12 protein-coding genes and 1 tRNA gene are annotated in these 12,008 nt (G+C 29.5%); 6 read left to right on the top strand and 7 right to left on the bottom strand.

Features of this window, described 5'->3' with window-relative positions:
- Positions 1–151: 151 nt before the first annotated feature.
- Entirely contained in the window at positions 152–559 is a 408-nt protein-coding gene (locus CALAG_RS05925; protein WP_048816799.1) for a hypothetical protein, read from the top strand.
- Positions 560–561: 2 nt separating this feature from the next.
- Here CALAG_RS05925 and CALAG_RS05930 read toward each other — a convergent pair whose 3' ends face one another.
- Positions 562–936, bottom strand: a complete 375-nt coding sequence (locus CALAG_RS05930) for a motility associated factor glycosyltransferase family protein (protein WP_015232829.1) — start codon at positions 934–936, stop codon at positions 562–564.
- Positions 937–1,041: 105 nt separating this feature from the next.
- Here CALAG_RS05930 and CALAG_RS05935 point away from each other — a divergent pair, with 105 nt between their 5' ends.
- From CALAG_RS05935 to CALAG_RS05950, 4 genes are all read left to right on the top strand, one after another.
- On the top strand, positions 1,042–1,329 hold the full coding sequence (locus CALAG_RS05935; RefSeq protein ID WP_015232830.1) for a DNA-directed RNA polymerase subunit K: 288 nt from the start codon (positions 1,042–1,044) through the stop codon (positions 1,327–1,329).
- 185 nt (positions 1,330–1,514) lie between these two features.
- Complete coding sequence (locus CALAG_RS05940; RefSeq protein WP_015232831.1) at positions 1,515–1,826, top strand: 50S ribosomal protein L21e; 312 nt, start codon at positions 1,515–1,517, stop codon at positions 1,824–1,826.
- Positions 1,827–1,838: 12 nt separating this feature from the next.
- Positions 1,839–2,198: a hypothetical protein gene (locus CALAG_RS05945; protein WP_015232832.1), complete on the top strand. Its 360-nt coding sequence runs from the start codon at positions 1,839–1,841 to the stop codon at positions 2,196–2,198.
- Between the two features lie 31 nt (positions 2,199–2,229).
- Positions 2,230–4,299 (top strand): DNA topoisomerase I, encoded by a 2,070-nt coding sequence (locus tag CALAG_RS05950; protein WP_015232833.1) that lies wholly within the window; start codon positions 2,230–2,232, stop codon positions 4,297–4,299.
- Here CALAG_RS05950 and CALAG_RS05955 read toward each other — a convergent pair.
- Complete coding sequence (locus tag CALAG_RS05955; protein ID WP_015232834.1) at positions 4,296–4,808, bottom strand: signal peptidase I; 513 nt, start codon at positions 4,806–4,808, stop codon at positions 4,296–4,298. The genes CALAG_RS05950 and CALAG_RS05955 overlap by 4 nt on opposite strands.
- 40 nt (positions 4,809–4,848) lie before the next feature.
- On the bottom strand, positions 4,849–7,845 hold the full coding sequence (locus tag CALAG_RS05960; protein ID WP_015232835.1) for an adenosylcobalamin-dependent ribonucleoside-diphosphate reductase: 2,997 nt from the start codon (positions 7,843–7,845) through the stop codon (positions 4,849–4,851).
- A gap of 284 nt (positions 7,846–8,129) precedes the next feature.
- Here CALAG_RS05960 and CALAG_RS05965 point away from each other — a divergent pair, with 284 nt between their 5' ends.
- Complete coding sequence (locus CALAG_RS05965; protein ID WP_015232836.1) at positions 8,130–8,978, top strand: hypothetical protein; 849 nt, start codon at positions 8,130–8,132, stop codon at positions 8,976–8,978.
- Here CALAG_RS05965 and CALAG_RS05970 read toward each other — a convergent pair.
- From CALAG_RS05970 to CALAG_RS05980, 4 genes are all read right to left on the bottom strand, one after another.
- The gene (locus tag CALAG_RS05970; RefSeq protein WP_015232837.1) at positions 8,961–9,758 is read right to left on the bottom strand and encodes a hypothetical protein; all 798 of its coding nucleotides are present in this window, start codon (positions 9,756–9,758) and stop codon (positions 8,961–8,963) included. The two genes, CALAG_RS05965 and CALAG_RS05970, sit on opposite strands and share 18 nt — an antisense overlap.
- An 85-nt stretch (positions 9,759–9,843) precedes the next feature.
- Positions 9,844–11,022 (bottom strand): hypothetical protein, encoded by a 1,179-nt coding sequence (locus tag CALAG_RS05975; RefSeq protein ID WP_015232838.1) that lies wholly within the window; start codon positions 11,020–11,022, stop codon positions 9,844–9,846.
- A gap of 71 nt (positions 11,023–11,093) precedes the next feature.
- Positions 11,094–11,270, bottom strand: a complete 177-nt coding sequence (locus tag CALAG_RS08120; RefSeq protein WP_083859985.1) for a hypothetical protein — start codon at positions 11,268–11,270, stop codon at positions 11,094–11,096.
- Between the two features lie 627 nt (positions 11,271–11,897).
- Positions 11,898–11,972, bottom strand: a tRNA-Glu gene (locus CALAG_RS05980).
- Positions 11,973–12,008: the final 36 nt, after the last annotated feature.

The following is a 12,008-nucleotide window of genomic DNA, read 5'->3' on the forward strand; positions in this document are numbered from 1 at the left end:
TAATTACATTCCAATCTAGATAGGTATATAATGAAGGTTATCTCTTTAATTAAGGAGAAAAGCTTATATACCACTAATTGTTTTGCTTATTCCACAAAACAAATGAAAATATTAAACTAGAAATTTACTCCTTATAATTTTGGTGTTAAAAATGAGCGAAAATGGAGAGGAAGCTAACGAAGAGGAAGAAGTTGAAGAGAGCAGCTCGCAAGAAGAATCTCAGCAATTAATTGAATACAAAGTAGAAAGTCCAGAACTTTTAGATATTATGTTAAAATCGTTTGATATCCTAGAAAAGGCAGCAGCCAATGTAATAAAGGTTAATGAGGCTAGAGCCTATTATAACGAAGAAGTAGAGAAAAAGATGTCAGAGCTTTCAACCTCTTCTATAAAGAAGACAAGGAAGGCGAAGAAATCTAAGAAAGGGAAGAAGGAAGAAAAAAGTAAGAAGAAAACTGCTGAGAAAAAGAAAGAGAGCGTTAAAGAAAGTAAGAAAAAAGAGAGAAAAGCGAAGAGAGGGAAGAAGGAAGAAAAAAGCGAAGAGACTAATGAAAGTTAATTTTATTTTTCTATTTTAACTTCATAACCCATATTATTAAGGGCCTTAATTATTAATTCTTCTTTTAACCTTCTATCAAACGTTATCACTACATATTTTTTATTATTTTCTTTGATAAGCTTTAAATTATCTACAACAACAGCTCCCCTAATCATATCGCTTACATCCTTATCTGGCGTAACATAATCCTTAAACTTCTTTTTTTGATATTCATAAAATTCATCAAAGTTATTTAATATCCTAAATGATTCATTTATATCCTTTGTTTCGATTCCTCTTAATGAAACAACTTTATTTAATAACTCAATTGCATCACTTAACTCAAGTTTAACACTCCTATAGTTTCCGGGCTCTATTTTCATATGAATTTCTTTCATTTTATCCCTGGTATAATATTATATACAATAATATTTTAATTTAAATGATAAATGTTAACACTTAATTTTTAATCCCTATTTTTTACAATAATTAGAGGTGGAAAAATGTCAGGCTCGTATATGGCATATCCAAAAATTAGAGAAGATATAATAATAGGACCTCCCTATCTGACTAAATATGAAAAAGCAAAAATAATTGGAATAAGATCTTTACAACTAACAAAAAATGCTCCTCCTTTAATTAAACTTGATGTTGTAAAATCCTCTGATCCGGTTAGTATTGCAAAATATGAGGTTGAAAATGGTATATTACCAGTTTCCATAATCAGATACACTCAATCTGGATTAAAACAAGTTATTCCATTAAAATTGTTACTGGAAAGCACAATATAATAATGAATATTTAGCTTAAAATTTTGTTCATTAAAGAAATTTATATGCAAATATCAATTTTACTAAAGGCATCCCAAATTGGATAAATTATCACTTTACTTCCTAAAGAAAAGGATTTCCATTGAAAATTTATAAACCTACCTATACCTATAATTGTCGAGGTCTTCAAAAGTAAGGTGAAAGAAATGGTAAAAGCATCAACAGGTTATAGAAGCAAGACAAGAAATATGCTAAGAAAACATATTAGAGAAAGAGGAGGAGTTCCAAGGCTTAGCAAGGCTTTATATCCTTATAATATAGGAGATAAAGTTGTAATTTATATAAACTCTTCTTTTCATGATGGAATGCCTCATAGGAGATTCCATGGTTTAACTGGGACTATTGTAGATAAAAGAGGAAAAGCCTATGTAATAAAAGTCAACTTAGGTGATAAAACAAAGACAATAATAACATATGCAGTTCACCTTAAACCTTTTACCCAACAAAACACCCAGTAGGGGTCCTATATTATGGAAAGAAGAATAGAAGAAAGACGATATATTTCTTATTATGAAGCTAAATATTTTATGGAAAGAAGAATAGAAGATTCTCCTCAAATAAATTCTTTACAGGAGAAGTCTTGGGATTATTTAAAAACTTTTGGTGATGGAGATTCTGAAAAAGCAAGCAAAGCAATAAAAGATCTTATGGAAATGGGTCTAAAGGATACAACGGCAATCATGCTGCTAAATATTTGTTCTGATAACTATTCTTTTATTCTTTCCATAATTTCTTCATTACCTGAAGAAGAATCAACAAAAATTGATGAGGAAAAATCAAAGAAAATTTTTGAAATAATAAATAATTTCTGTGCTAACAAAAAAAGTTAAACCTCTTTGTATATAAAATAGTTGGAGAGCTATGAGCAAAAATACTAGCAGAAATTGTTATTCCTATAAAGATTTTATAGCATTAATAGCAGAAAAGCCAAAAGCAGCTGAAAAGATAGCATTAGCGCTAGGAAGCTATGGAAAATTAGAGAAGTGTAGATATTATAAAGTTCCATATTATGTAATTAGAAGTGATGGTAGGACTATTTTAATTCTACCAAGTGCTGGCCATTTATTTGGCCCCTCAACAACAGGAAGAGGAGTTCCTATAGTAAAAATAGTATGGAAACCATTATGGGAATTTGACAAAGCTGCATATTATACTAAAACATACTATATGATGATGTCATCTATTTTACCAAATGCTGGTTCCTATATAAATGCTTGCGACTTTGATATTGAAGGAAGTGTTATAGGCTATAAAATAATAGAAAGCTTTGGAGATGTGAAAAAAGCAAAGAGAATGAAATACTCAACCTTAACAAAAAATGACATTATTGATGCATTTAATAAATTATCACCATTGGATTTAGAGAATGTTAACGCTGGTTATGCAAGGCATGAGTTAGATTGGTTATGGGGTATAAATGTATCAAGACTTCTTATGAAATCATTTAAAAATGAAACAAACAAAAGTATCTCATTAAGCGCAGGAAGAGTTCAAAGCCCTACTCTTGCTGAGGCAATAAGAAGATGGATAGAAATAAACCTCTATTTACCAAAACCTTTTTTATCAATATTAATATTAGGGGAATATGATGGCAAAAGGTTTCTAATAACACCTAAAAATTGGTCTCCAAAAACAATTTCTGAAGCAAAAGAAATAAAGAAATTCCTAGAAAAGAACCCAGTTTTAAATGTTGACGACTACCAAGAAAGTAAAGAGAAAGTTCCTCCTCCCCCAGCATTTAATTTAGGAGATCTCCAAAAAGAGTCCTCAAGAATTTATGGATTTTCCCCATTTAAAACCCAAAGTATTGCAGAAGAGCTTTATTTAGAAACATTAATTAGTTATCCTAGAACAAATAGCCAAAAACTGCCTAAAACAATAAATTATAAGCAAATAATCAATGACCTATCTAAACAAAGCTATAAAAATTTAATTGATACGTTATTAAAAGAAACACAAGGCAAACTAAATCCTGTTCAGGGAAGAGAAGATGATCCAGCACATCCTGCAATATATCCAACAGGTGAAGTTCCTAAAAAAATATACGGAGATTATTTAAAAATATATGATCTTATAGTCAGAAGGTTTTTGTCAGCATTTTCAAAAGAAGCTATTCTAGGAAAAAGCTATGTTACGTTAAGCGATAATGAGAATAGAAAGTATAAGGCTGAAGGTTTAGTTGTAATGGAAGAAGGATGGTTAAAATATTACACATTTTCATATCCAAAAATCAACGAAATACCAGTTTTAAGGAAAAATGATAAGGTAAAAATAATAAAAGTTGATTTGAAAACCATATGGCCCAAAATAAATGTATCCCTTAGTAGAACTTCATTATTAAGATGGATGGAAAGAGTTAATATTGGAACAGAAGCAACTAGAGCTAGAATTATTGAACTATTATATAAAAGAAAGTATTTAATAAACAAAGGAAGAAATACAGAAATAACTAATTTAGGATATGCAGTTTATAAGGCCATTGAGCTTGTCTCTAAGGAGTTAATTTCTCCTGAATTAACAAGAAATTTTGAAGAAAAGCTGGATCTAATATCAAAAGGAAAATATACAAAGGATGAGATAGTGAATGAAGCAAAGGAATTTCTAACTAAAATAATAAAAGAAAAATTAAATGATAAAAGCATTGGAAAAAGTTTAGCAATTGCTTTAGGTATAGAAAAGCCGGAAGAAATGTGTTATATCTGTAAAAGGGAGGCCAAACACAAAGTTTTAAACTACAGTTTATGTGATTTTCATTTTATGGCATTAAGTAAAATAAAAGAGAATATAGCGGATTTGGTTAACATATTAGAAGATAATGATGTAAATATATTAAAAGAACTTTCAGAAAATAAATCTATAGGCTTATGGATTAGAGAGACAAGTAAGTTTTTAATTAATAATGATATTAAAATACAAAATTTAAAAGTTTAAAAAGTATCGCTACCTGTACCTCTTATGGCTAAGGCAAACGACCCTATATATGGTATAATAATTGGTGTATTTCCATTATAAGTCAATATAACTCCTTTTATTTCATAATATGGAATTCCTCCTGAAGTAAATCCATCAACTGTATGATAACCACAATATTGTGGATAACCTGGGTCTGGTACTGGATTATTATCTCCTTTTGTTATAAAGCATTCAACCCCATTATGATAATATATTCCTATAACTCTATGTATAATCAATATACCATCATAATTATAAACAACAATATTACCAATTTTTATATCTTGATAAGGCTCCTTATATAAAATAGCTATATCTCCTGTATGTAAAGTGGGTTTCATGCTTATTCCATCAACTATAACTAATGAGAAACCATAGAAGTAATATGCATATAAACCTAATGCAATTATAATTATAATAACAGATATAAATAATATATCTCCTTTACTTAAAACGTTTTTATTTCCTTTACCTGTTTTTTTACTCATTTTTCCTCAAGAAATACTAGACAAAAAGAATTAAAAAATATTAAAGATCGCATGTTTTACATGTGCTGTTTTCATCTGGCCTTAAACTTACAACACCTTTTGTACTATCTTTTGATATACCAAATAATTGCGATATCTTTCTATCAGATTCAACATCAGTTACCTTCATCTCTTTCTTTACTATTGCCATTCTTGACTTTGTCTTTTTCTTTATTGGCTCAATCAATATATTTTTTGCTTCCCCTCCAAAGTATATTACTTGTATTCCTTTGCTCTCATCTCTATAAATTGTAACTCCCTTTAGGCCACCTAGCCATGCAACAAAGTATGTTGTATAAACATCATCTATTTTTGCATCACTTGGGAGATTTATTGTTTTACTTATGGCTTGATCTGTATATATTTGAGAGGCTATTTGATGTGATAAATGATACCATAAATCGAAGTCCATGCTTGTTGGGAAGAGCTTTGCAAGCTCCCTTATCTCTTCTAATAATTCTTTATAATTATTTTTAGTTATTATCTTATTACCTTCCTTCTCTTCAGTGCTCATACTAACTATATAATTTTCTATATCGTTTAAGGCCCACCTTATACTACCTTTATGAGATGATATTATCTTAAATAAGTTATCTAAGAAATCAAATGATAGGTTATATTTCTTTGCTATTTCTAATACTTTATCTCTAAATATAGATATCGTCTCCCAAAATTCGCCTATAGCAACTCTCCTCAAGTATACTAAAGCAAAGTAAGGCTCTATTCCAGAGCTTGTTCCTGAGATAATGCTAATAGTACCTGTTGGGGCAACGGTATTTACAACACTATTTCTTGGGGCTTTTGCACCAATAGATTTTCCATATTCAATTAGTTTATTCCACGTCTCTGCAGGTTTAAATAATGCATTTATAAGCAGGCTCTTTTCATTATTTATTGAGAAGTTTTCTAAATAATTATTAATATCCTCTTTTGATATTCCAAACACGTCATTTAATACCTTATAAAATGCGTCTTCCTTTATCAAGTTTATTGTACCATCTTCTTCAACTCTTTTAGCAGTTTCTCCTACCATCCTCTTTGATACATCAGCAGGTATTTTTACATCATGATACTTTACTTTTATAAATCCATCTTTAATACTCATAACTTCGTTTGCCTTCAATAGTGCAGGGGTATGCAATTTTATTGTCTCATTAACATCTGCTTTTTCAATGCATTTCATTTCTTTCCAATCCCATCTTTTACATTCAAATACAGGAGCAGAACCTAATTTTGCCCCCAATTCCCAACTTCTCTTCCATGCAAATACTTCTATAGCTGAGGATATGATTAGTGTAAATGCTACGGCCTCATCACTATCATATGGATAATTCAATTTAGCTAAAGCATTAGCTAAACCCATTATACCTAAACCTATTTTTCTAGTTATGGAATTTATTAAAGTTTGTCTTTTATCAGGGTGTTTGTTTAAATCAATTACAGCATCCATTGAATCAACAATTATGTGTATATCATTGAAGAAACTTCTCAAATCAAATTTATTGTTTTCATCAACATATTTGTTTAGATCTATTGAACCTAAATTGCAGCTTTCAAATGGATATAAATGCTGTTCTCCGCATGGATTTGTTGCCGTTACTACACCTAGCCATGGAGTTGGATTATATTTATTATGATTATCTACAAAAATTAAGCCTGGATCTCCTCCTTCCCATGCAGATTTAATTATTTCCTCCCATAAAATTCTTGAGTTAATCTTCCATGTTTTTGTATTTCTTTCATTTAAATCCAATTTCTTATTTGATAGCTTCATTGCTTCTTCTAAATCTCTTAATGCTAATGATTTGCTTTTTTCAAACACATCCTCATATATGTTCAAATATGGGTTATCTAATAGCCATTTGTTTTCTTCAATAAGCTTTCCCAATCTTCCTAAACCGGTTTTCATGCTAACACTATAATGAATTCTATAAATATCATTACTATCAGAACTATATTTAGGATTAACCATCCACCAATCTTCATTATTTAAAACACTATTCATAAATGCATCATTAACACCAACACTAATATTAAAGTTTGTTAAAAATGTATCTTGCATGGGACTCTTCTTAGATTGTATAAAGCCTGCATCTTCAGGCATATAATATCCTTCTTTAGATAGTCTCTCTGCCATTTCTTTTAATATTGGGTTTATCTCATACAAATCATCTTTTTCTATTTGATCAAATGCATCTTTGACTGCTTTTATAAAGGCCCTTATTTGAGGAGGCAATGTATTAGATAAGGCTTGCCATGAATCATACTTTGGATTATATATATCAGGATGCCATACATGAAGAATTCCCATATTTGCTCCTCTTCTCTTACCTCCTTGTTTAACAACATCTGTTGCAACATCATAAAGCCTCATAAAACTTAATGGTCCACTTGCTACCCCGCTAGTCCCAGCAACAATATCTCCTCTAGGCCTTAGTTCTGAAAAGCTGAATCCTTGACCTCCTCCATATTTAAATGTTAAGGCCTGAACCTTAACACCATCTAATATACCTTCCATACTATCGAATACTGGGGTAACATAACAAGCGCTTAAAGCTCCTTTTGCACCATCTGAAAACATATTGAACAATGTTGGAGAATTAAACATGAATTTACCATTTATTAACAAATCATATAATTTTTCTTTATCAGATCTAGAAGAAAAACCTTCCGCAACCCTTCTCATAACCATAGAAGGTGTTTCTAAGGGATTCATTAGTTGACTCTTAACCATGTATCTTGATTGCAAAACTTTAATCGCATTATATGTAAATTTCATATCATCATCGCATGGCTCTTCTCTTTTCCCTTCAATATAATCTTTAACACATTGAGGAAGATCTGCTAACAAACCTCCATTAGGAGCCCTTTTATTATATTCCTTTAAAACTCCTTCATAAATTTCCTTTAATAAAAGTTTTCTAGCCTCTATTTCTATTTCGGGCTTAAATGTAGATTCTTTTATTAGTTCTAACTGTTTTGCCTCATTAGTAGTCATCTATTAACACCTCTCCCTAATTATATTCTATTAAATACTGCGTAGTTATACAAATGCCTGCCAGAGTAGATATTTCTCTACGCATAGCCTTACACAACCTACCTACAATATTTATATATTATCAGTATTACCTTATCTATCTTACTATAGACTTAGCCAGAAAAAAATTGATTAACTAAACTTTTACATCATAAAATGAGAGAATACTACTATTGTTAAATCTTTTCTTGCATCTATTATGCAAAAATTTTTTATGTTCTTATATAGGATAATCATGGATAGAAATGGATAAAATATGCTCAATATGCAAAAAAAGACAAGCTATTTATTATAGAGCTTATAGTGGTGAATATATTTGCGCTAAATGTCTAAATAATGTTATGGAAAAAAATGTAAAGAAAGAAATTAATAAGACTAAATCTCTAAGCATTGATAGCAAAATTGTTATACCTATAACGTACTTTTCCCCAAGCTCATCTATTGCATTATCAAATCTAATTTATAGAATTGAAAAACGGTATAAGTCTAGAATTGCTATAGTAATTCCCAAAGATTATAATATTGAAGAAATCAAAAATTTTTTAGAAAACAAATCTGACTTATTTATTGCAGAAATTAACATTAAACCTCCAGAAAGGCTATCTTTACAAGAATGTATTAGATTTGAAAGAGTATGGTCAATGAGGGCTGCAAAGATTTTAGGATATGAATTTGTATTTTTACCGGTAAGCAGAACTGATATATCCCTAATTGTCATTGATTCTTTAATAAATGGAAAAGCAAATCTACTTTCAGAATCCCTTGAATTTATTGAATATAATGGAATAAAGTTCCTCTATCCGTTTTCTGGAATAGAAGGAGAAACACTTGTTTCATATGAATTTTTATCAGGCATAAATGTTAAACCATTATGTTTAACAAATATAAAATCAAAAAATGTATTTTATTCAATAGCTGGTAATAGACCAGAACTGGATTTTGGTAGCGAAAGACTTTTGGATAAATTAGGTAATTTTTTAGATAAACTAGGAAAATGTAAAATCTGCGCTGGATTTTCAGATAAAGAAATATGCGATACATGCAATAAGCTAAATCTAAAGGAATTAGATGTTAAGTTAAGCTTTGCTCAATAACTTTAATAAAATATCTTTTTCATCCTTATTTAAATGTAAAGATATGCTTATCTTATCTTTTTCCTTTAAGCTTGGGGGTTTTATTTCTCCATCAAAAACTACATAGCCAGAATCTATAATTTCTCTTATTAATTTATCATTATAAACATTTTTTAGTTTTGATAGCTGTTCCCTTAAATTTATCTCCTTTTTTATATCTTTTTCATCAAGTAAGGATCCACAAACAATGCAAGACATGTCTGGCATAACAGAATTAAATCCACAAACTGGACATCTAATAGGTGTTGATAAACCATATCGATTCCAAAGCTGTCTTAAGTTATCAATTAAATCTATAGCGTTTAATTGCTTAGCAATTTTATAAAGCCTTGGTGAAGCTCTACCAGCAATTTCTGGAGCATATGCAATTATAAGTTCTAATCTTTCTCTAGAATTTACTTCATCTCTTTCTATTAATCTCCCTGCAATTCCCTTCATAAACTGATCCTTCGAATTTATGAATTTTTTTAATAATGATTCTTCAGACGGTTTTGTCACTCTAGATTCAACTATGGAATTTATTATTTCTTCTACTAAATCCTTTATATCATCTGGCTTTAAATTAATCAAATCTAAACCAAACTTGTCTATAATTTCTCTTGATATATCATTAACAAAGGAATTAAACTCATCATTGCTAAGCTTAGCTTGTTTTTGAGATTTCTTCTTTGTTTTTGAGATTTCGTTGTTTGGATCTTTAATTTTATTTTCATCTTTTTTATTACTCTTCTTTCTTGGCATTTTTATCGATCCAAGATAAATAATTTAAAACTAACCTTAAATATTAAATCTGTACATTGTTAACTCCCCGGTTAACAATGTCGTATTATGCTAAGACAACCATTATTAGAGATAATATGGTGGATATTATTGGTATTGTTATAAATATTTCCTTACCAAGGCTAAAAGCTATACCAACCAATAATGAACCTGTTAACGTACCTAATTCTCTTGAATTATAATAAATGTGTGAGCTATAACCGCTTGAACCTTCTGAGAACAAATTGTATAGGATTATATCAATTATGCTAAACAAGATGGACGATATTGTTATATATGCTATCAAATCTAACAAATTGTTAATAAATGATATAGCTGTAACTAGCCAAATACCTCTAAGCAATATTGATAGAAAAGCTATCCTTTTATTGCTAGTTGTCCCAAATAGGGAAAGCAAGATCAAAGAAATTCCTATTAAAAGGCCAGTTATCCCATATGACAGCCATAATAAATTCAAACTCAAATCAGATTTAACTAATAATGGAAGTATAGCAAAAATGTAGTCTCCTGTTAAGGTTGCAAAAAATAAAGACATTGATATTCTTTTTATTGATATTCTTCTATGCGATACATACCCATTTTTTATTGCATTAGGAAATGAACCTACATTATCGTATGCTAAATATGAAAATATTTTTATATGGCTACTTATTGAATCTAAGTTCTTTGTAAATGAATGAAGAGATCTCTCAATGCTTAGATTTATCCTAGGTAATGATAAAAATGTAATAAACCCAATCATTATTGTAAAGTAAATGAAATAGTCAAATGGAACTCCTTGTATAAAATAGAAAGAAAGAAGCCCTAAACCTCTTATAAAATAGAAAGAAAATTTTTGTAATTCTATATAATAATTCCATTTATCGCTGCTCTTTAGTTCAAATATTGTTATGGAAATTGCCAAGTTAGAGGATGCCACTCCTAAGGCATGAAACATATAAGCTAATGCCAATGAAACCAAAGTATGAAACTCAAATAGTACTCCAGTTGCTAAAATTGATATAAATGATACAGCAATTAGCAATTTATTGTTTCCATTATTAGATATCTTACCTAAGGCAAAATTAGAAACAATAAAAACCAAGCTCCATAAAGCACTTATTAATCCATATTGAAAAGGGGTAACATTAGTTCTATAACCAATATAAGAATAAATTCCTATATCTAGAGACGATAATAGAGCGATGAATACCATAGATATGGCAAACCATGTTTCTTTACTCATTCTTTTTCCCATATTAAGCTAAAGGAATAAGAATTCATAAGGGGGTAAACTCTTTAATATATTACATTTTATTATGTTTCCCTATAAAGTAAAATCCCTAATTTGTTTATACCTTCTAATGCCCTCTCGTCTACAAAGGGTGATATTATAACTAACTTGGGTTTAATACTAGTTACTTTTTCATAAAGTTTGCCTTTTTTCCAAAATATTGCTACATCTCCTCTAGAAATGCTAGATTTGATTTCTATTAATAGATGTTCTTAGTTCCTTATCAATATGTCTACTTCTATATCACTTGGATATCCATAGACTTCACCAGATTATCTCTATATGTCACTTTTCAACTTTTCCAACACCTAATAATTTTTCAACTCTATTCATATCATCTCTAAAGGCTTGTTCTGAATAGGTCCCTCATCCAACTCCTAAGGATTTTAATTACCTATTTAATGATCTATAAGCTTCCATAAAATCAGCTCTTAACTTTTTCAATTCATTTTCAATGGATTAAAATCTCTTATTGGCTTCTTTCCATCTTTTGTTCTCGAGTTCAACAAATCTGTTGAAGTCTTCTCTGAGTGTTTTTAGTTCCCTTAAATATGCTATCAAATCCTAAAATACCTGCTACTGTGAAACGAAATTCTTCATCCTCTTTAAGCAATTTTAAAAATTCTTTTTAATTGTCATGATTCTCAATTTAAAACTGTTAAATAGAGTCTATAAGCTTTTCTAATAGAAATCTAATAGAAATATTTCATTTTTCTAAATAAATTAAATATTCTAAAAATTTATTTATAAAATTTTAAAAATAATAATTTTAATTATTTAACAAAAATAAATTTTATGATTTTTAAACATAAAAATTATAAATTATATGCCGCGGCCGGGATTTGAACCCGGGTCACGGGCTCGAGAGGCCCGCATACTGGACCGGACTATACTACCGCGGCACCAAAATCATATATAAAGAGGGGTTTTATAAAATT

The organism is Caldisphaera lagunensis DSM 15908 (assembly GCF_000317795.1).
GTDB lineage: Archaea > Thermoproteota > Thermoprotei_A > Sulfolobales > Acidilobaceae > Caldisphaera > Caldisphaera lagunensis.